Genomic DNA, 25,525 nt, shown 5'->3' with positions numbered 1-25,525 from the left:
TGGTTATACTGGCGGCCTTTGCTGCCTATTCTGGAGAGATGAGCATGTTGCAACGTTTGTTGTTCGGTTTGATCGCGGTGACCAGTCTGACCCTGGCCGGTTGTGCCCACAGCCCGCAACAACTCAGCCCGCAACCGAAACTCAACGCCCAGCTGGCGCCGGTCGGCCATGGTCAGCCGGTGGTGGTCAAGGTGGTTGATGGCCGTGCTTCGCAAACCCTGGGCACCCGTGGCGGCCTGTACCCGGAAACCAGCGCCATCACCGTGGCCGGCAACGACATCCTGCCAAAACTGCAGGCCCAGGCCGAAGCGGCGGTGCGTCTGCTGGGCTTCACCCCGACGCCGAACGCCTACAACGCGCCCCAGCTGACCGTGACCCTGGCCGAACTCAAGTACCAGTCGCCAAAAGAAGGCATGTACGTGACCGAAGCCACCATCGGTGCGACCTTCAAGGCTGACGTGGCCAACGCCAACCGTCGCTACAGCGGCCGTTACGGTGCCTCGCTGGACCAGCGCTTCGGCATGGCACCCAACCAGGAGACCAACACCAAGCTGGTGGGCGATGTGCTCAGCGATGCGCTGACCCGTCTGTTCAAGGACCAGGCCATCGGGCAGATCCTCGGCGAATAAATCGCAACAGCAAAAAGCCCGATGTCTGCGTGGCAGGCATCGGGCTTTTGCGTTTCTGGGCGCTCAGGCGGCTTCGACGTAGAAGTCCAGCATGCTGATGCCGGTCGGAACGTCGACTTCGGGCAGATCATCATGAGCGTGCCCGCCCAAGGCGCAGTACACCAGCCATTGGCGGTCTTGGACGTTGAACGCCAGGCCGTCGATCAGCGCCTGCTGCTCGTCGCTCTGGGCGATCAGGTAGAGGCGGTCCTGGTTTTCGGCGTGCAGCATGACAAGCTCCGGTGGGTGGCGACGGCCGATAGAGTGGCGTGCCTAGATGACGAGCGTGTGACGGTGCGAATTAATCGTCGTTTGTCGCAAAGGGCAGGCAGGGGCACGGGGCTTGGGTAGAATGCCCGCCGTGTCGAAAGTATCGATGTACTTCTTTTGAGGTTTTGCGATGTCGTTGCAAGTGATCTGGGGGCTGTTTGCCGCCCATCCGGCCAAGCTGATCAACCTGCTGGCTCTGGTGCTGACCTGCCCGGGCGGCTTGCTGCTGCACAGCGCCCGCCGCCGCGCGGCGCAAACTCTGGCGGGCATGGCCGCCGATGAAGTGGTGGTCGATGGCATGAGCCTGCGCATCAACCGTTTCTACTACATTCTCGGTTTTGCCTTTTTGGCGCTGGCCTTGTTGCTGTCCTGGTTCAGCACCTGGGTGTGATCGGGGCTGCTTCGCAGCCCATCGCTGGCAAGCCAGCTCCCCCAGAGTGTTCCTGTGGGAGCTGGCTTGCCAGCGATGCAGGCGACGCGGTGCGACCTAAAGCGCCAACCCCGCCTTGACCCGGTACTGATTGCGTACCGGCGTCGCATACTGCTGCACCAGGTACGGCCGCTGCTCGGCCGGACAGGCGTCCAGGCGGCGTTGCCATTCGGCCTGGGCGCGGGCCAGTTCATCGGCCGGGAACACCTTGGCCGCTGCCGGCACGTCCAGCGCCGGATCGGCATCAGCCCATTGCGCATACGCCAGGTAATGCACCGGGAACAACCGGTAGCCGGCCAGGATCTGCCGATCGATCTCGGCGGCCAGTTGCTTGGTGTCCTCGACAAACGCGGTCACCGGCGGGGCAAAGTTGATGTGCACACGGCCTTTGTAGCCAGTAATGCCCTGGGCAATGCTGACGTCATCTTCACCGGGGGCCTTGCTGTAAGTGCCGGTGGTGGCGCGAATGTACAGCTCGCGGGCCTTGGCCTGGTCGCACGGGTCGTACTCGTAACTGATCGACACCGGACTCAGGTTCAGCGACTGGATCACTGCGCCGAACGGCTCGTCCTTGCGGCTCATGTGGAACATTTTCAGGATTGCCGAATCGGTACGGTCATCACCATCCTTGGCCCGGCCTTCGGCCTGGGCGATCCAGATCGACTGGCAATCATTGCGGATCGAATGGTTGATGTAGGCTGAGAGCAACTGGTAAGCAGCAAGCTTTTCCCGGCGGCCACTGATCGAGCGATGAACGATAAAGCTCTTGTTCAGGCGCATCATGTCGCTGACGAACGGCTTTTGCAGCAGGTTGTCGCCGATGGCGATCCGCGGGGTCGGCAGGCCGGCGTGGTACACGGCATAGTTGACGAACGCCGGGTCCATGACGATATCGCGGTGGTTGGCCAGGAACAGGTAGGCGGTACCCGACTTGAGCTGCTCGACGCCGGTGTAGGTCACGCCGTCGGTCGCCCGCTCGATGGTGTGGTCGACGTAGTATTCGACCTTGTCCTGCAGGGTCGAGACGCAGCTGACCCCGGCAAACTCTTTACGCAGGCGCCGGGCGATCAGCGGCTTGAGCAGCCAGCCGAAGGCCCCGGCCATGCGCGGGAAGCGGAAGTGGGTGAGGATATCGAGGAATGCCGGGTCGCTGAGCAGCCGTGCCAGAACGGCAGGGACTTCAGCGTCGTCGTACGGTCGGATGGCATCGAATTCGCCCATCATGCTCTCTTGTTGGAAACGGCTAGGGTAATAGGTAGGGGCCGGGGTCTGAAAAACGGCTCAGACACACTCAGGACCTGTAAATAGACCGGCAATTATACGCACAAGTCACTCGGGAGGCCGCGATGCTGGAGACAGCGTTGTACGATTGTCCTTATTGTGGTGAAGAAGTCGAGACGACGGTGGACCTGTCGGGCGGTGATCAGGAGTACATCGAGGACTGCCAGGTGTGCTGCAAGCCGATCAGGTTCGTGCTGCAGGTGCATGGCGAGGAATGGATGCTGGACGTTTATGGTGAGAATGACTGATGCGGCGAATCTACGATCCCGAAAGCCTGCTGGAAGCCGAAATGCTCATCGGCATGCTCGCCAGTGAAGGCATCCCCGTGCACCTGGTTGGCCGCGACCTGATGGGCGCCATGGGCGACCTGCCGATGCACGGCCTGCTGGGCCTGGCGGTCGCCGATGAGCAGGCCGACAGCGCACGCCAGCTGATCGCCGCGTACAATAGCGCCCAGCCACTTGCGGGCGACGAACCGGAGAACATCCCCGGAACCCTGATTTGCTAGGTTTTTGCCCTCATGTGTGGACGTTATGCACTGTTTCGCTGGTCTCCCGCCTTTGCTGCCTTGCCGGGATTTCCCAGTGACCAGCAGGCGCAATGGAACATCTCCCCCGGCGCTTCGGTGCTGATTCAGCGCCGCCTCGACGATGGTCAGATGGAACTGGCGCGGGCACGCTGGGGGCTGACTCCCGCCTGGCTCACCGATTTATCGCGCACCCCGGCTCATGCCCGGGCCGAGACCCTGGCCGAACAGCCGATGTTTCGTGAAGCCTTTCGCCTGCGCCGCTGCCTGCTGCCGGCCAACGGTTTCTACGAGTGGCGTGGCACCCAGCGCAAACGGCCGTACTGGCTGACGCCGGGGGAGGGCTCTTCGCTGTTTTTTGCCGCGATCTGGGAGGCGTATCCGGTGCAGGACCAGGTCTGGCTGAGCACCGCAGTGGTGACCCAGGCAGCGCTGAGCCAGCGTCGGCCGCTGATTCTCGATGCGGCCGGGCAGGCAGCCTGGCTTGATCCCGAAACCCCGCCAGCGCGCTTGTACGAGCTGCTGGCGGGCGGCCAGGCACCGCTGCGTGAGCGGGTGTTGGCCAATATGGTCAACGATCCGAAGCTTAATGGGCCGGAGTGTTTGACCCCGGCTTGAGGGGGCTTGAAAGGGCTTCGCCGGCAAGGCCGGCTCCCACAGTGGAGTGTGTGTACTGACCTTGTGGGAGCTGGCCTTGCCAGCGATGGGCTGCGAAGCAGCCCCAAGACCTTACACCCTGAACTGATTGATCAAGCGCCGCTGCTGCTCGGCCAGCTTGGTCAGCTCGGCACTGGCGGTACTCGACTCATCCGCCCCGCCAGCTACCTCGTTAGCCACCTGGCCGATATTGATCACATTGCGGTTGATGTCTTCGGCCACCGCGCTCTGCTCTTCGGCAGCGCTGGCAATCTGCGTGTTCATGTCGTTGATCACCGATACCGCCTGGGTGATGCTCTCCAGTGCCTCGGCGGCGCGGGCGGCCTGCTGCACGCTGTCGTCGGTCTTGCCCTGGCTGTCTTCCATCACCCGCACCACATCGCGGGTACCCTGCTGCAGTTGCTGGATCATCTGCTGGATTTCTTCCGTGGCCTGCTGGGTTTTCTGTGCCAGGTTACGCACCTCGTCGGCCACCACGGCAAAACCACGGCCCTGTTCACCCGCGCGGGCCGCCTCGATGGCGGCGTTGAGCGCCAGCAGGTTGGTCTGCTCGGCAATCGCGCGGATGGCGATAAGGATGGCGTTGATGTTTTCGCTGTCACGGGCCAGATTCTGCACCACGCCGACCGCACGGCCGATTTCCTCGGCCAGGGCGCTGATCGAATGGGACGTATCGCGCACGATGGCCAGGCCCTGGTGGGCCGCCTGGTCCGCATTGCTGGCGGCCTGGGCCGCATGGGTGGCGTTGCGCGCCACGTCCTGGGCAGTGGCGGTCATCTCGTGTACGGCGGTGGCCACCAGGTCGATCTCGGCCATCTGCTTGTGCACGCCCTGATTGGTGCGGATGGCGATGTCGGCGGTGTGCTCCGAGGAGTCGCTGACCTTCTGCACCGAGGCCACCACCTGGCTGATCATCGCCTGCAGCTTGCTCAGGAAAGTGTTGAAGCCCTTGGCGATCGAGCCCAGTTCGTCGGCGCGATCGCTGCTCAGGCGGCGGGTCAGGTCGCCTTCGCCCTGAGCGATGTCATCGAGCATCGCCACCATCTGCCGCAGCGGCCGGGCAATGCCGTGGGCCAGCAGCCAGATCACCAGCAGGCCAAGGGCGGCGATGCCCAGGCCGACCACGGTCATGCCAGTGATGTCGGTGCGGCGCTGGGCGCTGAGGTCGCTTTGCAGTTTTTCCACATCGGCCATCACTGCGCTGATCGGCAGCTCCAGCAGCAGGGTCCAGCGGGCGTCGGTATTGGCGATCTTGAACGGCAGGTACAGCTCGATGCGGCCAGCGGCCTGATCGACTTCGTAGTGCAGTTTTTCGCCGCTCAATTGCGCCAGGGTGCCGGCGGCATTGGCGTCGAGGACGTCGCTGGCTTTCTCGCCAAACTTGCCCGGGTCTTTGGTGAAGGCCACCAGGCGGCCGTTGCCGGACACCAGCGCCAGTTCGCCGGCGCCGTCGTACAACTGGCGGTCGGCGGTAATGAGCAGTTCCTGGATGAAGTTAACCGAGAGGTCGGCGCCGGCGATGCCCTGGAACTTGCCGTCGATCATGATCGGCTCGACGAACGAGGCGAGCATCACCACCTTGTCGCCGACCTTATAAGGCGCCGGGTCGATGACACAGGCTTTCTTCGATTCCCGCGGGCACAGGTAGTACTCACTGGCGCGCACGCCGGTGGCAAGGATGGTCTGGTCATTGACGTCGGCCAGCTTGTCCAGGCCCAGGCTGCCGTCTTCGTTGCGGAACCACCAGGGCAGGAAGCGCCCGGTGGCGCTGTCGATACCGGTGACCGAGGTACCGGCGAAGCGCGCGTCATCGTGGTCCAGGGCATTGGTTTCCCAACCCAGGTAGGTGCCGAGGATCAGCGGGTTGGTCAGCGCCGTCTGCTTGAGCAGGGCAATCAGTTGTTGGCGTTCGATCTTCAGCAGCGGATTGCCGCTGGCGTCCTGCATGCCGAGCATGGCGTTGCTGGTGGCAAGGCCGCGGGCAATCAGCAGCGGCGCTTCCAGGCCGCGCTGGATCTCGCTGACCTGAGTCCGCGCCAGGGCGGTCAGGCGCTGCTCGATCACCGCTTCGAACTGCTGCTGGGTGCGGCTTTGCACCAGCTCCTGGGTGCGTTCGCCGGAGTACACGGCATAGAGCACCAGGGCAGCGACAATACTCAGGACAATGGCGCCAGCCAGGGCGGCGACGGAAAACTGGATCGACCGGAACTTCATGTGGGGCTCCAAGCGCAAGGAAAGGCGTCTGCCTTGCGTTATCGGCCCGGCGGGGCGAAAGCATGAGCACCGTCTGGAGAAATCTTCATCAGGGATATGGCGGGCTCAACCGAGTCGGCCTAGGATACGCGGCATGTTCGAAGGGAGTGTTTTCATGCGTAAGTCATTTGTAATCGGTGCATTGAGCGCCAGCGTCCTGCTCGCTGGCTGCCAGGCGGTGAACACCACCAGCGGCGGCGCCGTGGGTGTCGAGCGTAAGCAATACATGTTCAGCATGCTGTCGACCGATGAGGTCAACCAGATGTACGCTCAGTCCTACCAGCAAACCCTGGGCGAAGCCTCGAGCAAAGGTGTGCTCGACAAGAGCAGCGCCAATGCCAAGCGCGTGCAGGCCATCGCCAACCGCCTGATTGCCCAGGCCCCGCAGTTCCGCCCGGATGCGGCACAGTGGAACTGGGAAGTGAACCTGATCAAGAGCGACGAGCTCAACGCCAACTGCGGGCCTGGCGGCAAGATCTTCGTCTACAACGGCCTGATCGACAAACTCAAGCTGACCGATGACGAACTGGCTGCGGTGATGGGGCATGAAATCGCCCACGCCCTGCGCGAGCATGGCCGTGAAGCGATGTCCAAGGCCTATGGCGTGCAGATGGCTCGCCAGGGCGCGGGAGCCTTGCTGGGCCTGGGCCAGGACAGCCTGGCGATTGCCGACACTGTAGTGCAGTACAGCCTGACCCTGCCCAACAGCCGGGCTAACGAGAATGAAGCCGACCTGATCGGCCTGGAACTGGCCGCCCGTGCCGGTTACAACCCGAATGCGGCCATCAGCCTGTGGGACAAGATGGCCCAGGCCTCGGGCGGTTCGCAGCCGGAGTTCATGAGCACTCACCCGGCCTCGGCGAGCCGCCAGGCGTCGTTGCAGGCGGCGATTCCGAAGGTGATGCCGTTGTACGAGCAGGCCCGCAAGTAAGTTATAGCCGGGGCCGCGCTGCGGCCCATCGCCGGCAAGACCGGCTCCCACAGGGTCCTGTGTATACAAGGCCTGTGGGAGCTGGCTTGCCAGCGATGAAGTCACCACCGGTCAGCCTATCCAGCCACTGACCTGCATCGCCGAATACACCGCCACAGCGGCCAGGACGAAGAACGCGGCCGAAGCCAGGCGGCGGATCAGGGTCAGCGGCAGTTTCTCCGCAGCAAAGTTACCCGCCAGTACCACCGGCACGTTGGCAATCAACATGCCCAGGGTGGTACCGATGATCACCATGATCAGGTGCGGATACTGCGCCGCCAGCATCACCGTGGCGACCTGGGTCTTGTCGCCGATTTCAGCGATGAAGAACGCGATCAGGGTGGTCAGGAACGGGCCGAAGCGCCGTGCCGTACTGGATTCGTCGTCATCCATCTTGTCCGGAATCAGCGTCCACAACGCCGTGGCAGCAAAGCTGGCCGCGAGAATCCAGTGCAGGGTAGCGGCGCTGAAGAAGGTACTGACCCAGGCACCGACAGCGCCTGCAGCCGCATGGTTGGCCAGGGTTGCAGCGATGATACCGGCGATGATCGGCCAGGGTTTGCGAAAGCGCGCGGCAAGGATCAGCGCGAGCAATTGGGTCTTGTCGCCAATTTCGGCGAGGGCCACGATCGCGGTGGGGACGAGCAATGATTCCAGCATCAGGATTCCTACGGGGGCGGGTCGACACGGCTATGACACGTACAGCCTTCCCGCCCCGGGTAAGGTGTTCGTGTCATAGGTCTTGTCAAACCCTGGGTCCGTCTGTGCGGACCGTGGGTCGCACGCGCCATGGTCTGTGGACCAAGTATGTTGACGCGTACCGGGCGAGCTGGGTGCTCGCGGGAGACTACTCCCCTAGGACGGAGCGGATTCTGCCTAGGCAAATCCGTTTCGGCAAGCGCTCTTTTTAACCGCGTGTTGCCTGGTAGATACGAAAGCCTTGCCCTTCGTCGCGGATCCTGCAGTTGCCCAGGGCCTCTTCGATCAGCGGCTGATAGCGCAGGAAGCTGTTGGCCACCAGGCGCATTTCGCCGCCTTTTTTCAGATGATCGGCAGATTTTCTCAACAGGTTCTCTGAGGCCTGATAGTTGGTGTGCACCCCGGTATGGAACGGCGGATTGCTGATGATTACGTCCAGCTCGCGCGGTGCAGCATCGATGCCGTCGCCGCTGATCACCTCACCCTCCAGGCCATTGGCGGCCAGGGTCAGGCGGCTGCTGGCGACGGCGAAGGCATCAACGTCAAGCAAAGTGATGCGGTTTTGCGGATAGCGACGTTTGATGGCCGCGCCGAGGACGCCCGCACCACAACCGAAATCCAGCACGTGGCCGGTGGGCAATTGATCGAGGTTTTCCAGCAGCAGGGCGCTGCCGCGATCCAGGCGACCGTGGCTGAACACACCCGGCAGGCTGACGATCTGCAGCGGGCCATCGGCCAGCTCCAGTTGGAAATGCTCGGCCAGGCTTTCCAGTGATTTGGCTTCAGGCGCGTGTTCCACCGTGACCTGCCACAGCTGGCAATGGCGGGCGCTGTCGAGTTTGCGCGGCTTGCCGAAGGCGTGCAGCTGCTTGGCCGCACCTTCGATGCCGCCGCGTTTCTCGCCGACCAGGTACAGCTCACGGCCGGCCAAACGCGAAGCCAGGGCGTTGAGCAGGTAATTGGCCAGGTCGCGGGACTTGGGCAAAAACAAGACGGCGGCGTCGAAGGCCTGGGCTGGCGCTTCTACGCCGAAGTGGCTGCGCCCGGCGAAGCGTGCATCGAGCGCCGCCTGATCGCCGGCATGCCAGCTCCAGCCATGGGCCGCGGGCAATTTGCCGAGCAGGTCGTCGGCAGGCAAACCGGCGAGCAACAGCGAGCCCTGGAAAAGATCGGCCTGACGAAGCAACACTTCACTGCGCGGGTCCATGGACGGCGACTCCTGAAAAAAGTGGCGCAGTTTACCAGAGCCTGGCCTGGCTTAGACCTGGCGGCGCGGGCTGCCGGCGAAAAACGCCTCGGCGTTTTCGCTCAATTGCTCAACGATACGCTGCCGTGATTCGACTGCGCCCCAGGCGCTGTGCGGGGTGACAATCAGGCGCGGGATGTCCGCAGCCAGCAGCGGGTTGCCGTTGACCGGCGGCTCGACACTGAGCACATCGGTCGCCGCGCCGCCCAGGTGGCCGGCACGCAAGGCGTCGGCCAGTGCTTGCTCGTCGATCAGGCCGCCGCGGGCGGTGTTGATCACAAAGGCGCCGGGCTTGAGCAGGGCCAGTTGCCGGGCACCGATCAGGTGGCGGGTGTGTTCGTTGAGCGGGCAGTGCAGGGTCAGGGCGTCGATCTGCGGCAGCAGCTCATCCAGCGCAATTCGATCTTCGCGGGGCGGGCGGCCGGGCAACTGGCCAAGCAATACGCGCATGCCGAAGGCTTCGGCCAGGCGCGCTACCGCACCGCCCAGTTCACCATGGCCGAGCAGGCCGAGGGTCTTGCCCTCCAGTTCGACGATGGGGAAGTCCAGCAGGCAGAACTGTTTGGCCTTTGCCCACTGGCCGTCGGCGACGGCCTTTTGATAGTCGCTCAGGCGCGTAGCCAGCGCCAGCAGCAGGGTCAGGGTGTGTTGCGCCACCGACGGCGTGCCGTAGCCCTGGCAATTGCTGACCACCACACCCTGGGCGCGGGCCGCCTGCAGGTCGACATTGTTAGTACCGGTGGCGGCCACCAGGATCAGCTTCAGCTCGGGGCAGGCCGCCAGGGTGGCGGCGTCGATCATGACCTTGTTGCTGATCGCCACGGTTGCGCCCTGCAGGCGTTCGGCGACCTGCGCCGGCGCTGTTGCCGGGTAGAGTTGCAGCTCATCGAAACAGGCCTTGAGACGATCCAGTGCCAGGTCACCCAGGTCCAGGGAGCTATGGTCGAGAAACACGGCGCGACGGGATGTGGGCATAGGGCGGCTCCAGTGAGGGCTCAAGCGGTGTAGTCGAAGCAATCGTAATGGTTTTGCTCAAGACTGCTTTGCAGCTCGAGCAGGCCTTGATGTTGGAGCTGCAGCGCCTGGATCTGCGCCTGCAACTGGGCTTTCTTGCCGGCAATCGCCTGGCGCACGCGCTCCATCGGCAGCCCGGCCTGATCATCGCCGACCAGCGCCTGCATTTCCTTGAGGCTGAAACCGAGCTTTTGCGCGCATTTGATCAGGCTCAGCAGGGCGATGCTCTGCTGATCATACAGGCGATAGCTCCCTTGACGCCTGGGCGCCGGCAACAGGCCGATGCGCTCATAGTGGCGAATGCTCTTGATGGTCGCCCCGGACAGTTGCGCGGCTTTGCCGATGTACATCAAACGTCCCTTTAGTACCGACGAGCCAGCGTGCGCGCCTGCTGCAGCCAGGTTTCGCGTTGCTGGTCGGTCGAGCTGATGATGGGGCCAAACGTTAACGTCTTTTTCGCCTTGATTCCACAGAAGCCCAGGGTGGTGCGGCGCATCTGTTGCAGAGCGGGCATGCGATAGATCCAGCGGTAGTACCAGGGCGGCGTATCCATGCTCACCAGCAGGTCGGCGCTGCGGCCCTTGAGCAGTTGCGCAGGGAAGGGCGAGCCGCTGCGGTACTTGAAGGCGAAGCCGGGCAGCAGGACCCGGTCGAAGAAGCCTTTGAGCAGGGCTGGAATACCGCCCCACCAGACCGGGAAGACGAACACCAGATGCTCGGCCCAACTGATCAATTGCTGGGCGTGCAACAGGTCGGGTTCCAGGGGTTGTACCTGTTGATAGCCGTCATGCAGGATCGGGTCGAAGGCCAGGTTGCCAAGCTCCAGCAGGCAGACGTCATGGCCTTGCTCGCGGGCGCTGGTGATGTAGCTGTCGCTTAATGCAGCGCAGAAACTGTTGCGCGAAGGGTGGCCGAGTATCACCAGGATTCGTTTGCTCATCGAAGGCGGGTCCAGGGGCAAAAGCGCTGAGGTTAACGTCTGCCCTTAGGAGGAGAGTCAAGCCCGCTCCCACCAGAGACTGTTGCCGGAAAGGACGAAAGCGTAATGTAGCGCCCCCGATTGCCTTCTTTGCCGCAAGGAGCCCCCATGTACTGGGCCGAATTTCTGACTGTCGCGTTGATTCACCTGCTGGCGGTGGCCAGCCCCGGCCCGGACTTTGCCGTGGTGGTGCGCGAGAGTGTTACTCACGGCCGGCGCGCCGGTACCTGGACCGCTTTGGGCGTCGGCACCGCGATTTTCCTGCATGTGGGCTATTCGCTGCTGGGTATCGGCCTGATCGTGTGGCAGTCGATCATGCTGTTCAACGCGCTGAAGTGGCTGGCGGCAGCCTACCTGCTGTACATCGGCTTCAAGGCCCTGCGCGCCCGCCCCGGTGCGCCTGGCAGCGAAAACGTGCAGGCCTCGACAGTCGAGCGCACGCCACGTGCGGCCTTTGTCGCAGGCTTCATGACCAACGGCCTGAATCCCAAGGCGACGCTGTTCTTCCTCTCGCTGTTCACCGTCGTCATCAACCCGCACACGCCGCTGGCGATCCAGGCCGGCTATGGTGCGTACCTGGCCGTGGCTACCGGCCTGTGGTTCTGCCTGGTGGCCATGCTGTTCAGCCAACAGCGGGTACGCGCCGCCTTTGCGCGCATGGGCCACTGGTTCGACCGCACCATGGGCGCGGTGCTGATTGCCCTGGGGGTGAAGATCGCCTTTACCGAGATGCACTAAGCGGCAATGGTTGAGCGCCACTAGTCCCTGCAGCAGCCAAATCATTCCTTTGGCTGATTTGGCTGCTGCTGTGGCGTTCTAGAGTAGGACATGTCTTGCCCAGCCTGTGCACTCTAGAAAAGGGACTCCTATGTTGCAGACTCGCGTCATCCCTCCCGCCGAGGGCGCCTATCAGTTTCCGCTGTTGATCAAGCGCCTGTTGCTGTCCGGCAGCCGCTACGAGAAAACCCGCGAAATCGTCTACCGCGATCAACTGCGCTACAGCTACCTGACCCTCAACGAGCGCATCGCGCGGCTGGCCAATGTGCTCACCGAGGCGGGAGTCAAGGCCGGTGACACCGTGGCAGTGATGGACTGGGACAGCCATCGCTACCTCGAATGCATGTTCGCCATTCCGATGATCGGCGCGGTGGTGCACACCATCAACGTGCGCCTGTCACCGGAGCAGGTCCTCTACACCATGAATCACGCCGATGACCGCTTCGTGCTGGTCAACAGCGACTTTGTCGGCCTTTACCAGGCCATCGCCGGGCAACTGACCACGGTCGAGAAAACCCTGCTGCTGACCGATGGCGAGCAGAAAACCGCCGACCTGCCCAACCTGGTCGGTGAGTACGAGCAACTCCTGGCGGCGGCCAGCCCGGTGTACGACTTCCCTGATTTCGACGAGAACTCGATCGCCACCACTTTCTACACCACTGGCACCACCGGGAACCCAAAAGGGGTGTATTTCACCCACCGGCAACTGGTGCTGCACACCCTGGCGGCAGCTTCGGTAACCGGCAGTATCGACAGCGTGCGCCTGCTCGGCAGCAACGATGTGTACATGCCCATCACCCCGATGTTCCACGTCCACGCCTGGGGCATCCCCTACGTGGCGACCATGCTCGGCATCAAGCAGGTCTACCCGGGGCGTTACGAGCCGGAGATGCTCTGTGAGCTGTGGCGCAACGAGAAGGTGACCTTCTCGCACTGCGTACCGACCATCCTGCAGATGCTGCTCAACGCCAAGGGCGCCCAGCAACAGGACTTCGGCGGCTGGAAAATCATCATTGGCGGCAGTGCCCTGAACCGCGCCCTGTACGAGGCGGCCAAGGCTCACGGGATTCAGCTGACCGCCGCCTACGGCATGTCCGAGACCTGCCCGCTGGTGGCCTGCGCCCACCTCAACGACGAGCTGCTGGCCGGTAGCGAAGACGAATGCATCACCTACCGGATCAAGGCCGGGGTACCGGTGCCGCTGGTGGAAACCGCGATTGTCGACGGCAACGGCAACTTCCTCCCGGCCGATGGCGAGAGCCAGGGCGAGCTGGTACTGCGCGCACCCTGGCTGACCATGGGTTACTTCCGCGAGCCCGAGAAAGGCGCCGAACTCTGGCAGGGCGGCTGGCTGCACACCGGTGACGTCGCCACCCTCGACAGCATGGGCGTGATCGATATCCGCGACCGCATCAAGGACGTGATCAAGACCGGCGGTGAGTGGATCTCGTCACTGGAGCTTGAAGACCTGATCAGCCGCCACCCGGCGGTCCGCGAAGTGGCGGTGGTCGGTGTCGCCGATCCGCAGTGGGGTGAGCGGCCGTTTGCCCTGCTGGTGATCCACGAAGGCCAGAGCATCGACGCCAAGGCGCTCAAGGAACACCTCAAGCCGTTCGTGGAACTGGGGCACATCAACAAGTGGGCGATCCCCAGCCAGATTGCCCTTGTTACTGAAATTCCCAAGACCAGCGTCGGCAAGCTCGACAAGAAGCGCATCCGCCTGGACATCAGCCAGTTGCAAGCCAGTAACAGCACCTTCCTCTCGACCCTATAAAAGCTGGCGGGTCGCGCCTGATTCGGCGCGACCCGCACGCCAGACGCATGGCCGCCTTGTCAAATGACAAAATTAAGCCATTCTTCCCCCTGCCAGCGTAGTGGCCGGTCATGCAGACCACGCCAGAGGGGTTGGGATGCAAATCACACTTTAGAGGGATCAAGCAGTTCAACCTGCTGGCTATAGTCGGTTCAGGGGATTTTCAGGAACGGGGGGATCGCACATGCATGTGCCCAGCCACTCGCTCGAGCAAAAAGGTGCGCTCACACCGCTCGACCGATGCGTTTCTGCAAAGGACTCACTGCCATAAAAATAAAGTACATGGAGTAGCGTCGATGACATCAGCAAATCTGTTCTGGCGCCGGGCGAAACTACCCCTGGCCGTCAGCCTCGCTTCTACGCTCGCCGGTCCTGCATTCGGCGTCAGTTTCAACATCGGTGAAATCGAAGGCTCGTTCGACTCGTCGCTGTCGGTGGGGGCGAGCTGGTCGACAGCCAGCCCGAACAAGAACCTTATCGGCGTCAACAACGGCGGCAAGGGCCTGTCGCAAACCTCCGATGACGGCCACCTGAACTTCAAGCGCGGTGAGACCTTCTCGAAGATCTTCAAGGGCATCCATGACCTGGAGCTCAAGTACGGCGATACCGGGGTATTCGTCCGTGGCAAGTACTGGTACGACTTCGAACTCAAGGATGAGCATCGCGAGTTCAAGGACATCAGCGATTCCAACCGCAAAGAGGGCGCCAAGTCGTCCGGCGGGCAGATCCTCGACGCCTTCGTCTATCACAACTACTCCATCGCCGATCAGCCGGGCTCGGTGCGTCTGGGCAAGCAGGTGGTCAGCTGGGGTGAAAGTACCTTCATTGGCAACGGTATCAACTCGATCAACCCGATCGACGTCGCCGCATTCCGTCGCCCGGGCGCCGAGGTGAAGGAAGGCCTGATTCCGGTCAACATGTTCTACGTGTCCCAGAGCCTGACCGACAATCTCTCGGCCGAAGCTTTCTACCAGATCGAATGGGACCAGACCGTCGTCGACAACTGCGGCACCTTCTTCTCCCAGCCGGACATCATTGCCGACGGCTGTACCGACAACCTGCGCGTGCTCAACAGCGCCAACGCGTTGCCAGCGGCCGCCCGCGGATTCCTCGCTACCCAGGGTGTGGACGTCAACGGCGAAGGTGTGAAGGTCGCCCGTGGCCCTGACCGCGATGCGCGTGACAGCGGCCAGTTCGGTGTGGCCTTCCGCTACATGTACGACCCGCTGGGTACCGAATTCGGCGCCTACTTCATGAACTACCACAGCCGTGCGCCGATCTTCAGCGCCCACGGTGCCGATCCGCGCGTCTATGCCGGTCTGGCCGGGCTGCCGGCAGCACTGCGTCCGTTGGCGCCGCTGATCGTCGCCGGCAACTCCAGCTACTTCGTCGAGTACCCGGAAGACATCCGCCTGTACGGCCTGAGCTTCTCCACCACCTTGCCTACCGGTACGGCGTGGAGCGGTGAAATCAGCTACCGGCCAAACGCGCCGGTGCAGCTCAACACCACCGATATCCTCTACGCCGGCGTACGCCCGATCGGCGGTACCCTGGCCAATGCCTCGCTGCTCAACGGTGTACCGGGCCAGGACCTGCACGGCTACCGTCGCAAGGAAATCACCCAGTTCCAGACCACCCTGACGCACTTCTTCGACCAGGTCATGGGCGCCAGCCGTCTGACCGTGGTGGGTGAAGTGGGCGTGACCCATGTCGGCGGCCTGGAAAGTGCCCACGATGTGCGTTACGGCCGCGACCCGGTCTATGGCCCAGGCCCGCTGCCAGCAACCCCAGGCGCCGGCAACCTCGACACCTGCTCGGCGATCATCAACACCGGCACCATCAACGGTGCAGGCCCTGGTGCTTCGGGTGCCAACCGTAGCCGCAACTGCGAAAACGACGGTTACACCACCAGCACCGCGTGGGGCTACCGTGCCCGGGCGATCTGGGACTACAACGACGTGTTCGCCGGGGTCAACCTCAAGCCAAGCGTGGCCTGGTCGCATGACGTTTCCGGTTATTCGCCAGGCCCTGGCAGCAACTTCGAGGAAGGGCGCAAGGCGATCAGCCTGGGCCTGGACGCTGAGTACCAGAACACCTACACCACCAGCCTGTCGTACACCAACTTCTTCGACGGCAAGTACACCACCGTGGATGACCGCGATTTCATCGCCCTCAGCTTCGGCGTGAACTTCTAAGAATTCGGATTCAGGACGACCATGAAGATGAAAACAACCAAGACTCTGCTGCAAGCCGGTGTACTGGGCCTGTCCCTGTTGGCGACCAGTGTCATGGCGGCGGTTTCCGCCGACGAGGCGGCCAAGCTGGGCGCCAGCCTGACGCCGATGGGCGCGGAAAAGGCCGGCAACGCCGACGGCTCGATCACCGCCTGGAAGCCGCTTTCCAAAAGCGCCGGTAACGTCGACGGCAAGGGCTTCCTTTCCGACCCGTTCGGCACCGAGCAACCGAAGTTCACCATCACCGCGCAGAACGTCGACCAGTACAAGGACAAACTGTCCCCAGGCCAGGTCGCGATGTTCAAGCGCTACCCGGACAGCTTCAAGATGCCGGTGTACCCGACCCACCGGGGCGCGAGCGTGCCGGATGCGGTGTTCGCGGCAATCAAGAAAAACGCCACCAGTACCAACCTGGTGGGTGGCGGCAACGGCCTGGAAAACTTCGACACCGCCGTGCCGTTCCCGATTCCGAAAAGCGGCGTCGAAGTGATCTGGAACCACATCACCCGTTACCGCGGTGGCAGCGTGACCCGCCTGGTAACCCAGGCCACGCCGCAACAGAGCGGCTCGTACAGCCTGGTGTACTTCAAGGATCAGTTCGTCTTCCGTGACCGGATGAAAGACTACGACCCAAGTAACCCTGGCAACATTCTGTTTTACTTCAAACAAGAGGTAACTGCGCCAGCGCGCCTGGCGGGTACGGTGTTGCTAGTTCATGAAACGCTGGACCAGGTAAAGGAACCACGCAAGGCGTGGGTGTACAACGCTGGCCAGCGCCGCGTACGCCAGGCACCTCAAGTTTCCTATGATGGTCCTGGTACCGCTGCTGACGGCCTGCGAACTTCTGACAACCTGGACATGTACAACGGCGCGCCGGACCGTTACGACTGGAAGCTGGAAGGCAAGAAAGAGCTGTTCATCGCCTCCAACAGCTACAAGCTCGACGATCCGAAGCTCAAGTACGCCGATATCCTCAAGGCCGGGCACATCAACCAGGACCTGACCCGTTACGAGCTGCGCCGGGTATGGCATGTGGTCGCGACCCTGAAACCGGGCCAGCGCCATATCTACGCCAAGCGTGACTTCTACATCGACGAAGACACCTGGCAAGCCGCGGTGATCGACCAGTACGACGGTCGCAACCAGCTGTGGCGCGTGTCCGAGGCCCACTCCCAGGACTACTACAACGTCCAGGTGCCGTGGTACACCCTGGAAGCCATCTACGACCTGCAATCGGGGCGTTACCTGGCCCTGGGCATGAAGAACGAGGAAAAGAAAGCCTACGACTTCGGCTTCACTGCCTCCAAGGCTGACTTCCAGCCTGCAGCGCTTCGCCAGTCAGGCGTGCGTTAAGCTTCAAACCTCCGTGTGATCTCCCAGAACGCCCCGGCTTGCCGGGGCGTTTCTGTTTGCGCATCCTGACCGGCTCGGGGTTGTCGCTTTTTGTTGTAGTCTTTTTTCCGCAAAACGGGGCAATCATCTTCAAATGTGCGGTTTAACCCGCTAGTCTGCCCTGATCCGTACTGCCGAAGATTCCCTAACTAAAACGAGCCGGCCATGACTGATCTGTCCCGTACGCAAGGGTTCGCCAGCCAGGCCATGAGCATCCTGGAGGGCCGTTTCTTTCGCCCGCCACTGCCCGAAGGCCATGTGCCGCGGGCGCGCTTGTGCCAGCGTTTGCACGCGGGGCTCGGTGGGCGTTTGCTGCTGGTCAACGCACCGGCGGGCTTCGGTAAAAGTTCGCTGGCGGTGGAGTTCTGCCAGGGCCTGCCCAACCACTGGAGCAGCCTGTGGCTGGGGTTGAGCCGGCGCGACAACGACCCTGGGCGTTTCCTTGAGCGTCTGCTCGAAGGCTTGCAGCAGTACTGCCCGGCGCTCGGCGGTCAGGCCCTGGGCCTGCTGAAGATGCGTCAGCGACACCAGCCGTTTGCTTTCGAAGAGTGGCTCGACGGTCTGCTCGATGAACTCGCTCGTCACCTGCAACCGCATAACCCCTTGCTACTGGTGCTGGACGACTATCACCTGGCTCAGGGGCCGGTGCTCGATCGCTGCCTGCAGTTCTTCCTCAATCACCTGCCGCCTGGCCTGGTGCTGCTGGTGACCAGTCGGCAACGGCCGGACTGGCACCTGGCGCGCCTGCGCCTGTCGCGCCAGTTGCTTGAACTCAACGAGCAGGACCTGCGCCTGACCACCGATGAATCCCTCGCCGTGCTTGGCCAGCAACCCACGGTGTTACGCGGGCAGGCGCTGGACAACCTGATCCAGCGCAGCGATGGCTGGGTCGCCGGTTTGCGCTTCTGGCTGCTGGCCGCCAACGAGGCGGGCGCCGACAGCGCCTTGCCTCAGGCGCTGCATGGCGGCGAAGGGCTGATTCGCGATTACCTGCTCGAAGAAGTCATCGAGATACTGCCGGCCGAAGTGCAGGGCTTTCTCTACGACACCGCCTGCCAGGAGCGCTTTTGCGCAGAACTCTGCGACGCCCTGCGTGAAAGCCATGACAGCGCCGAGATCCTCCGTTACCTGCAGGCCCACCAGGTGTTCCTGGTACCGCTGGACGAACACGGGCGCTGGTTCCGTTATCACCACCTGTTTTCCGACCTGCTGCGCACCCGCCAGGCCAGCCTGCCGCTGTCGAGCCTGCATTTGCGTGCCTGCCGCTGGTTTCACGGCCAGGGCCTGCTCGATGAAGCCGTCGAGCAGGCCCTGCGTGCCGGGCACCTGGATGTGGCCGCCAATCTGGTGCAGAACCTGTCCGAAGAACAACTGCTGGCCGAGCAGAACGTCGGCATGCTCCTGCGTTGGAAGATGGACCTGCCCGATAGCCTGCTGATCAGCACCCCGCGGCTGATCGTGTTGTACAGCTGGGCCCTGGGCCTGGCCGGGCAGCTGGATGCTGCCGAAGAACTGGCCAGCCACCTGAGCCGCTTCCTGCCGGCGCCTTCGGCCACTGCGCAAAAATCCATGCTGGCCCAGTGGCTGGCGTTGAGCGGGGTGATCGCGCGCGGTCGTGGCGACCGCCAGCGCACCCTCGAATACTGCTCCGAAGCCCTGCACAGCTTGCCGTTCAAACGTTACGGACAGCGCCTTGTGTGCCTTTCGACCCTGTCCAACCTGGCCATCGCCGATGCCGATTTCTGGCGCGCCCGCGGCTGGAACCGTGAGGCACTGGAACTGGCTCAGCGGGTGGGCAATCCGTTATTTGAAGCCCTGGCCCATTACGATCGGGCGCGGGTGCTGCACGCCCGCGGCGAGGTGCTGCGCGCCCTGGATGAAGTGCGCCAGGGCTTGCAACGCCTGCAGGGCTTGTCGGCGCAACGGCTGTACGCGGCGCGGGCACGACTGACGTTGTATGAGGGCTATCTACTGGCGGCAAGGCTACAGCCGGAGGCCGGGCGTAGCCGCCTGCGTGCCGGGCTGATCGAGGCCCGCGCCTGCCGTGACATCAGCGTGCTGATCGGCCATTGCGTGATCGCTGCGCTGGATGGCCGCGAAGGGCGATTCGCCGAAGCCTTCGCCGAGCTTGCCGAAGCCGAGCGGCTGATGCACATCTGGGACGTGCCGCCGATTTTCTATCTGGCGATGATCACCCTGGTCAAATGCGAGCTGTGGCTTGCGCAGGGCCGCACCGACCTGGCCGAATCCTGGCTGCTGCGCCTGGGCCAGACCTACGGTGGCGAACAGGCGGCGGCCGCACCGGAGTTCCACCCGCTGTTGCCGCCGCATATCGAGTTGCAGCAGGCCTTGCTCGAGCGCACCCAGGGCCGCCTGGAGCAGGCCGGGCGGCGCTTGCAGGCGCTGGTGGAGCGTGGCCAGGCCAGTGGTGGGCAGATGCTCTGTGTCACCGCGCTGTGCCAGTGGATGGTGCTGCTGCTGGCCAACAACAACGAAGGCCAGGCGCGCGACCTGTTGGTGCTGGCCCTGGAGTCGGCTCGCGGCGGGGCGCTGCAACCCTTCCAGCGCCTGTTGCAGGATCACCCGCAGTGGTTGCGCGAACAGTTGCTGTTGCAGCCTCCGGGCCCGGCGCAAATCGGCTTGCTGGGCTTGTTGCCCGCGCTTGAATCAATTGAACCGGCCAGTGGCGCCAGCGAGGCCTTGAGCACCCGCGAGATGGCCGTGCTCGAACTGATTGCCCAGGGCTGTTCGAACCAGGAGATCAGCGAGCGCCTGTTCATCTCCCTGCACACGGTGAAAACCCACGCCAGCCATATCAACAGCAAACTCGGCGTCGAGCGTCGTACCCAGGCGGTGGCCCGGGCCAAGGCGTTGGGCATGCTGCATTAGCCATGTGCCGGCCCGGCACCGGCAAGCAGGGCTGCGGCGCTTTACTATCCAATGGCTATAAACGATGATGGCGCAATGCCATTATTTGCTCCGTGACTGGTACGAACGTCCGCCAAATATGCGCTCTGCAAGCCTCAAGCTATCGCCCTGTGTGGCCGATACTCTGCGAGTGCGGCCCGATTCACCGCCGCAGCGAATCTACCCGCGAAGCCGAGCCTGTCCGTGAAGGTGTCTCTGCGTCCATTTTTTTATTTGCCATGACAGGTCTCGTGGATGCAGGTCTACAGCCAAAAAAGCTTTCTGATCGTCGATGATTTCTCTGATTTTCGCAGCTCGGCCCGTTCCATGCTGCGCGAGCTGGGCGTACGCGATGTCGACACGGCCGACAGCGGTGAGCAGGCGCTGCGCATGTGCGCGCAGAAGCGCTACGACTTTGTCCTCCAGGACTTCCACCTGGGCGATGGCAAGAAGAACGGCCAGCAGGTGCTCGAGGACCTGATCCTCGACAAGCTGATCAGCCATGAGTGCGTGTTCCTCATGGTCACTGCCGAAAGCAGCCAGGCGATCGTCCTCAGCGCGCTGGAGCACGAGCCCGACGCCTACCTGACCAAGCCGTTCAACCGCATCGGCCTGGCCCAGCGCCTGGAAAAACTGGTGCAGCGCAAAACCCTGCTCAAGCCGATCCTCCAGGCCCTGGACCGCGGCCGCCCGGCCGAAGTGCTGGCGGCCTGCGCCGAGCTGTGCAAGAAGGACCCGCGCTTCGCCCCGCTGTGCCTGCGCTACCGCGCCGATGCCCTGCGCGACCTCAACCGCTTCGATGAGCTGGAGAAGTTTCTCACCACCATCATCGCCAGCCGCGCCACGCCCTGGGCCTTTGCAGCCCTCGGCAGCCTGCTGTACAAGCGCAACCAGTTGGCCCAGGCCCAGGGCGTTTACGAGCAGGCGCTCAAGGCCTTCCCGATGATGCCCGGCCTGTACGACGGCCTGGCCGAGGTGCTGGTAGCCCTGGGCGAAAGCAAGCGCGCCCAGGGCGTGCTGGAAGAGGCCGTGCGTCTCTCGCCGCTGGCCGTACGCCGGCAGATGATGCTGGGCAAGCTGGCCCTGAGCAACGACGACTACGACACCTCGTCCAAGGCCTACCGGCACGCCGTCAACCAGGGCCAGAGCTCGCGTTACAAGGACCCGGAGAGCAACCTCGGGCTGGTCCAGGCCCTGATGAACAAGAACGCCGGCAACGGCCTGGATGCGCGCACCCGGGTCGAGATCAACACCGTGCTCAGCGAAGTGGCCAAAGAGAATGTCGAAGACCAGGGCCTGCAGGTGCGCGCGCGGTTGATGAAAGCCGCCAGCCTGCAGCAGGCCGGCGACGCCGAAACCGCCGCCAAACTGACCGAACAGGCCATGGCCCGGCTGGAGAAGATGGACCAGTTTTTCTCGGTGGAAGCGGCGCTGGTAGTGGCCACGCAACTGCAGAAACTGGGCCAGGAATCCGCCGGCACCTCGATCCTCAAAGGTTGTGTGGAAACCTACGGTGACGACCCCAAGGTGATGCAGAGCGTGGCACAGCTGACCGATGATCCGGCGGTACTCGGCGCAGTCACTGAAGCGGTCGACCTCAACCGCCAGGGCGTACGCAGTTACCAGGCCGGCCAGCTCAGCGAAGCGCTGGCACAATTCCGCCGGGCCCTGACGCTGCAGCCGAAGAACATCAGCATCGCCCTCAACACCGCACAGGCGCTGTTGCGCATCGGTGGCGAGACACCGCCGCCGGCGATCATGGACGAATGCCGCGCCTGCCTGAGCAGCGTGACCGGCATCCCGAAAAGCGACAACCGTTACGATCGCTACCGCAAACTGCACATTCGGGCCTTTGGCGCATGAACCAGGACAACCAGGGGCTGGATTTTTCCACGGTGATCGCCTCCACCGTACACGACATGAAGAACTCCCTCGCCGCCCTGACCCAGGCTCACAGCCAGTGGCTGGCGCGCTTGCCGGAGGCCCTGCGCAGCGGCAGCGAACAGGGGGTGATGGAGCACGAATTCAGCCACCTCAACGGCATGCTGGTGCAGTTGCTGGGCCTGTACAAACTGGGCGTCAACCAACTGCCGATGTGCCCCGACTATCATGAGCTCGACGACTTTATCGAAGCCCAGCTCGCCGCCCAGCAGAACCTGCTGCAGCACCGCGACATCCTCGCCAGCTGGCGCATCGAAACCGCCAGCCCGCTGGGCTTTTTCGACCGCGAACTGGTCGGTTCGGTGGTTGCCAACATCCTCAACAACGCCATTCGCTATGCCGGGCACACCTTGCTGATCAGCGTCAGTGACGAAGGCGAACAGTTGGTGCTGAGCATCAACGATGACGGCCCGGGCTTCCCGGCGCGCATGCTCGAGCGTCAGCAGGAGTATGTGCAGGGTATCGATGGCCAGAGCGGCAGCACCGGCCTGGGCCTGTACTTCGCGGCACGGATTGCCGCGTTGCATGAACGCAACGGGGTGAAAGGGCGGATCGAGATTGCCAATGGCGGGGCCTTGGGGGGAGGGCTGTTCAGGCTTTATCTGCCATGAAGCGTGGCGAGCGACTTCTTGAAGTGAAGTGACGAGCGTCGTCGCAGGCACAACCGGCCTGTGCGACACTCCGTCATTTGCTCCACAGGATTGCTCCGATGAACCCGGCAAAACCCGCCCTGATCCGCGAAACCTTCCCCGTCGGCCCTTTGCAGTGCAACTGCACCATCATCGGCGACCCGATCAGCAAAAAGGCCCTCGTCGTCGACCCGGGTGGCAACCCTGAGCAGATCCTCGCCCGCCTGGACGCCCATGGCCTGAAAGTGGTGAGCATCATCCATACCCACGCGCACCTTGATCACTTCCTCGCCTCCGGGCAGTTGAAGGAGATGACCGGCGCCACCTTGCACCTGCACAAGGATGACCAGTTCCTCTGGGACAACCTGGAAATGCAGTGCCAGATGTTCGGCGTGCCCTACACCCCGGTGCCGGCACCGGACCGCTGGCTGGTCGACGATGAAGAGCTGGCCTGCGGCTGTGGCGTGGCCTTGCACACCCCGGGTCATACGCCGGGCTCGATGAGTTTCTGGTTCGCTGACGCCAAGCTGCTGATTGCAGGCGATACGCTTTTTCGGCGTGGGATTGGTCGCACCGATTTGTGGGGTGGCGATCAGGCGACTATCGTTCGTTCGATCAAGCAGCGCCTGTACAGCCTGGATGAACAGGCCACGGTGGTGACTGGGCATGGTCCGGATACCCGCCTGGGCGACGAGATGCGCCAGAACCCGTTCGTGCGCGCCTGACCGTTAAGGGAATTTTTTCGCTTTGCTGCAATCCAAGGCTGGCATAGATCCGAATCAGATCCGCTGCACTTTCGAATTACAGTAGGAGCTTGTCCATGTTCACCATGCGTCGTTTGATTATCGTCGCTACCGCTGCCGCGCTGATGTCCGGTTGTGCCAGCCAAAACCCGTATGACAGCCAGGGTCAGGCGCAGCAGGGCTCCACAGGGATGAGCAAAACCGCCAAGTACGGCGGCCTGGGCGCGCTGGCCGGTGCCATTGCCGGTGCTGCCATCGACCATAACAACCGCGGCAAAGGTGCGCTGATCGGCGCTGCCGCCGTCGGTGCTGCCGCCGCAGGTTATGGTTACTACGCCGACAAGCAGGAAGCCGCGCTGCGTGAAAGCATGGCCAACACCGGTGTCGAGGTTCAACGCCAGGGCGACCAGATCAAACTGATCATGCCGGGCAACATCACCTTTGCCACCGACTCGGCCAACATCGCCCCGAGCTTCTACTCGCCGCTGAACAACCTGGCCAACTCCTTCAAGCAGTTCAACCAGAACACCATTGAAGTGGTCGGCTACACCGACAGCACCGGCAGCCGCCAGCACAACATGGACCTGTCCCAGCGTCGTGCACAATCGGTGGTCACTTACCTGACCTCCCAGGGTGTCGATGGCAGCCGTGTCAGCGCCCGTGGCCTGGGCCCGGACCAGCCGATCGCCAGCAACGCCGACGCCAACGGCCGCGCGCAGAACCGTCGGGTAGAGGTCAACCTCAAGCCGATTCCCGGGCAGCAGTATCAGTAAGTAGCAAGATGTAAGAAGGGGAGCCTGGCTCCCCTTTTTTGTGCCTGCAGTGGCCTCATCGCTGGCATGCCAGCTCCCACAGAGGCCTGGTTAGCATCCTGCAACAGCCTTGGGCTGGTAGTTTGAGTGTCCTAGGACCTATCCTACGAATTCTGTCGCCCTGCAGATGATTGCTCCGGGGGAAGTACGCCACTAGGCTCACCGGGTCGCTGAAGTATCAGCGATCGGGTTTGGCGACCCGAGTACATCATCCTGCTTCCATGACGTCAGTCGTTATGGCGGTTGTGCGCGGGAGGGCTTCGGCCCTGCCGGGTTGTCCTGATGTCTCGGTTCGCCAACCTGCGTACAGCTGCCACCATTTCTGTTTGGCGACATTGATGGTGCAGCTCCCTTAACATCAGGAGCTTCATCATGAAAAAGATCGTGTCGAAGATGCGCTGGTGCATGCGTCGCTGTATTTGAAGTGCGCAAGCCTGACCGGGCCGCTGGCGGTCGAGCATGCCCGTGAGCCGGGGCGAGGGTTTCTTCAGGCGACCCTGCATTCCCATGAAATGGCCAAGGCATTGGTTGATGCGTTGCTCGATGGGCTGGAGAGCCGTTTGATCAGGATGCCAGGCGGCGCCTGAGTTGCGAGCGCGTTGCGCTCGATCGCTGGCAAGGCCAGCTCCCACAGGTCCGGAGTGTGCCCAGATTAACTGTGGGAGCCGGCTTTGCCGGCGATACGGTAGGTCAGGCGACTCAGCTTGGGCTTCTGGTGGTGATCTTCAGCACATCGGTATAAACGATGACCACAGACTGGCCGACCTTGAGATTCTTCATGCGCTCCTGAAGTTCAGGGTCTTCGACCTTCACTACCTTTTGTGGACCTTCAGGTGGCGTCAGCGTGACTTCGTGGGTTTTCAGATCAATCTTGGTGATCTTCGAGGTGACCTTGATCTGCCGAAATGCCTCGCCACCTGGGTTAGGGTTGTCCTTGGTGGCGCGAATGACACCGGCCTCCTTGCTGATGCCCGGGGCCTTGGTGAGGTCGGTTTCGAGCACAGTAGCAACCGAGCGGTTGACTGTGATGTTGACCAGGTCGCCGACCTTGAGATTATGCAGGTCCTTGGCCTGTTCGCTCACCTGGATCGGCACCTCAGAGTTCTCAGGCCCTGCCACCGTAACGACGCGCTTATCGAGGTCAACGGCAAGGACTTTGGTATCCACCACATCCTCAGTGGCGACAGCGTCGATCAGCTTCTCTTCTGCCTGCACCGTGAAACTGGCTGCAGACAGAAGTGAAACAACAGCAAAAGCATGGGCAAAGCGGCGCAACGGTTTCAT

General features: G+C 62.8%; 25 protein-coding genes, 1 pseudogene and 1 riboswitch. Of the genes and pseudogenes, 16 read left to right on the top strand and 10 right to left on the bottom strand.

Features of this window, described 5'->3' with window-relative positions:
• The first annotated feature begins 44 nt into the window (after positions 1–44).
• Positions 45–629: a YajG family lipoprotein gene (locus tag CCOS864_RS24135; protein ID WP_115088735.1), complete on the top strand. Its 585-nt coding sequence runs from the start codon at positions 45–47 to the stop codon at positions 627–629.
• Positions 630–692: 63 nt separating this feature from the next.
• Here the strand turns inward: CCOS864_RS24135 and CCOS864_RS24130 are convergent, their stop codons facing one another.
• Entirely contained in the window at positions 693–899 is a 207-nt protein-coding gene (locus CCOS864_RS24130; protein WP_115088734.1) for a hypothetical protein, read from the bottom strand.
• Positions 900–1,068: 169 nt separating this feature from the next.
• Between CCOS864_RS24130 and CCOS864_RS24125 the strand changes: the two genes are divergently transcribed.
• Complete coding sequence (locus CCOS864_RS24125; RefSeq protein ID WP_115088733.1) at positions 1,069–1,329, top strand: hypothetical protein; 261 nt, start codon at positions 1,069–1,071, stop codon at positions 1,327–1,329.
• A 96-nt stretch (positions 1,330–1,425) separates the two neighbouring features.
• Here the strand turns inward: CCOS864_RS24125 and CCOS864_RS24120 are convergent, their stop codons facing one another.
• Positions 1,426–2,592 carry a 1-acyl-sn-glycerol-3-phosphate acyltransferase gene (locus CCOS864_RS24120; protein WP_166675726.1) on the bottom strand — a complete coding sequence of 389 codons (1,167 nt, stop codon included), beginning with the start codon at positions 2,590–2,592 and terminating at the stop codon, positions 1,426–1,428.
• A 122-nt stretch (positions 2,593–2,714) separates the two neighbouring features.
• On the opposite strand from CCOS864_RS24120, the gene CCOS864_RS24115 reads away from it, so the two are divergent.
• Genes CCOS864_RS24115 through CCOS864_RS24105 form a run of 3 tightly spaced genes read left to right on the top strand, consistent with a single transcriptional unit; the run spans position 2,715 to position 3,793 of the window.
• Complete coding sequence (locus CCOS864_RS24115) at positions 2,715–2,897, top strand: CPXCG motif-containing cysteine-rich protein (RefSeq protein WP_045196022.1); 183 nt, start codon at positions 2,715–2,717, stop codon at positions 2,895–2,897.
• Positions 2,897–3,157, top strand: a complete 261-nt coding sequence (locus CCOS864_RS24110) for a putative signal transducing protein (RefSeq protein WP_115088731.1) — start codon at positions 2,897–2,899, stop codon at positions 3,155–3,157. Before CCOS864_RS24115 ends, CCOS864_RS24110 begins: the two co-directional genes overlap by 1 nt.
• A 12-nt stretch (positions 3,158–3,169) precedes the next feature.
• Entirely contained in the window at positions 3,170–3,793 is a 624-nt protein-coding gene (locus CCOS864_RS24105; RefSeq protein WP_115088730.1) for an SOS response-associated peptidase, read from the top strand.
• Between the two features lie 111 nt (positions 3,794–3,904).
• Here the strand turns inward: CCOS864_RS24105 and CCOS864_RS28835 are convergent, their stop codons facing one another.
• Positions 3,905–4,648: a methyl-accepting chemotaxis protein gene (locus tag CCOS864_RS28835; RefSeq protein ID WP_420849257.1), complete on the bottom strand. Its 744-nt coding sequence runs from the start codon at positions 4,646–4,648 to the stop codon at positions 3,905–3,907.
• Positions 4,649–4,759: 111 nt separating this feature from the next.
• Positions 4,760–4,963 (bottom strand): annotated as a pseudogene (locus CCOS864_RS28830) (HAMP domain-containing protein); the annotation flags it as partial.
• 1,237 nt (positions 4,964–6,200) lie between these two features.
• Between CCOS864_RS28830 and CCOS864_RS24095 the strand changes: the two are divergent.
• Complete coding sequence (locus tag CCOS864_RS24095; RefSeq protein ID WP_010225775.1) at positions 6,201–7,016, top strand: M48 family metallopeptidase; 816 nt, start codon at positions 6,201–6,203, stop codon at positions 7,014–7,016.
• A 111-nt stretch (positions 7,017–7,127) separates the two neighbouring features.
• Here CCOS864_RS24095 and CCOS864_RS24090 read toward each other — a convergent pair whose 3' ends face one another.
• The 5 genes from CCOS864_RS24090 to CCOS864_RS24070 form a co-directional block, all read right to left on the bottom strand.
• A complete protein-coding gene (locus CCOS864_RS24090) occupies positions 7,128–7,715 on the bottom strand; it encodes a TMEM165/GDT1 family protein (RefSeq protein WP_115088728.1) in 588 nt (195 codons plus the stop codon).
• An 87-nt stretch (positions 7,716–7,802) separates the two neighbouring features.
• A riboswitch (yybP-ykoY riboswitch) is annotated at positions 7,803–7,924 on the bottom strand.
• A 38-nt stretch (positions 7,925–7,962) separates the two neighbouring features.
• The gene (locus CCOS864_RS24085) at positions 7,963–8,961 is read right to left on the bottom strand and encodes a class I SAM-dependent methyltransferase (RefSeq protein WP_115088727.1); all 999 of its coding nucleotides are present in this window, start codon (positions 8,959–8,961) and stop codon (positions 7,963–7,965) included.
• Positions 8,962–9,012: 51 nt separating this feature from the next.
• Positions 9,013–9,975, bottom strand: coding sequence for a 2-hydroxyacid dehydrogenase (locus tag CCOS864_RS24080; protein WP_115088726.1), 963 nt, complete (start codon positions 9,973–9,975; stop codon positions 9,013–9,015).
• Positions 9,976–9,995: 20 nt separating this feature from the next.
• Positions 9,996–10,364, bottom strand: a complete 369-nt coding sequence (locus CCOS864_RS24075) for a MerR family transcriptional regulator (RefSeq protein WP_115088725.1) — start codon at positions 10,362–10,364, stop codon at positions 9,996–9,998.
• A gap of 11 nt (positions 10,365–10,375) precedes the next feature.
• Positions 10,376–10,954: an NAD(P)H-dependent oxidoreductase gene (locus CCOS864_RS24070; RefSeq protein ID WP_115088724.1), complete on the bottom strand. Its 579-nt coding sequence runs from the start codon at positions 10,952–10,954 to the stop codon at positions 10,376–10,378.
• A 147-nt stretch (positions 10,955–11,101) separates the two neighbouring features.
• On the opposite strand from CCOS864_RS24070, the gene CCOS864_RS24065 reads away from it, so the two are divergent.
• From CCOS864_RS24065 to CCOS864_RS24015, 10 genes are all read left to right on the top strand, one after another.
• Entirely contained in the window at positions 11,102–11,731 is a 630-nt protein-coding gene (locus CCOS864_RS24065; RefSeq protein ID WP_115088723.1) for a LysE family translocator, read from the top strand.
• 130 nt (positions 11,732–11,861) lie between these two features.
• A complete protein-coding gene (locus CCOS864_RS24060) occupies positions 11,862–13,544 on the top strand; it encodes a fatty acid--CoA ligase (RefSeq protein ID WP_115088722.1) in 1,683 nt (560 codons plus the stop codon).
• 335 nt (positions 13,545–13,879) lie between these two features.
• Positions 13,880–15,778 carry a DUF1302 domain-containing protein gene (locus tag CCOS864_RS24055; protein WP_115088721.1) on the top strand — a complete coding sequence of 633 codons (1,899 nt, stop codon included), beginning with the start codon at positions 13,880–13,882 and terminating at the stop codon, positions 15,776–15,778.
• 27 nt (positions 15,779–15,805) lie between these two features.
• On the top strand, positions 15,806–17,170 hold the full coding sequence (locus CCOS864_RS24050; protein ID WP_115088892.1) for a DUF1329 domain-containing protein: 1,365 nt from the start codon (positions 15,806–15,808) through the stop codon (positions 17,168–17,170).
• Between the two features lie 204 nt (positions 17,171–17,374).
• Positions 17,375–20,098: a winged helix-turn-helix domain-containing protein gene (locus CCOS864_RS24045; protein ID WP_115088720.1), complete on the top strand. Its 2,724-nt coding sequence runs from the start codon at positions 17,375–17,377 to the stop codon at positions 20,096–20,098.
• A gap of 273 nt (positions 20,099–20,371) precedes the next feature.
• Positions 20,372–21,979, top strand: coding sequence for a tetratricopeptide repeat-containing response regulator (locus tag CCOS864_RS24040; protein WP_115088719.1), 1,608 nt, complete (start codon positions 20,372–20,374; stop codon positions 21,977–21,979).
• A complete protein-coding gene (locus CCOS864_RS24035; protein WP_115088718.1) occupies positions 21,976–22,668 on the top strand; it encodes a sensor histidine kinase in 693 nt (230 codons plus the stop codon). Before CCOS864_RS24040 ends, CCOS864_RS24035 begins: the two co-directional genes overlap by 4 nt.
• Before the next feature lie 98 nt (positions 22,669–22,766).
• Entirely contained in the window at positions 22,767–23,411 is a 645-nt protein-coding gene (locus CCOS864_RS24030) for an MBL fold metallo-hydrolase (RefSeq protein WP_115088717.1), read from the top strand.
• A gap of 95 nt (positions 23,412–23,506) precedes the next feature.
• Entirely contained in the window at positions 23,507–24,202 is a 696-nt protein-coding gene (locus CCOS864_RS24025) for a YiaD family glycine zipper/OmpA-like lipoprotein (RefSeq protein WP_115088716.1), read from the top strand.
• A gap of 440 nt (positions 24,203–24,642) precedes the next feature.
• Positions 24,643–24,828, top strand: a complete 186-nt coding sequence (locus CCOS864_RS24015) for a hypothetical protein (protein ID WP_208644392.1) — start codon at positions 24,643–24,645, stop codon at positions 24,826–24,828.
• A 112-nt stretch (positions 24,829–24,940) separates the two neighbouring features.
• Here CCOS864_RS24015 and CCOS864_RS24010 read toward each other — a convergent pair whose 3' ends face one another.
• A complete protein-coding gene (locus CCOS864_RS24010) occupies positions 24,941–25,525 on the bottom strand; it encodes a hypothetical protein (RefSeq protein WP_115088714.1) in 585 nt (194 codons plus the stop codon).

This window comes from Pseudomonas wadenswilerensis, from assembly GCF_900497695.1.
Taxonomy (GTDB): domain Bacteria; phylum Pseudomonadota; class Gammaproteobacteria; order Pseudomonadales; family Pseudomonadaceae; genus Aquipseudomonas; species Aquipseudomonas wadenswilerensis.
Note: the sequence above shows the minus strand (reverse complement) of the source record. Positions and strands in the feature narration are given on the sequence as shown.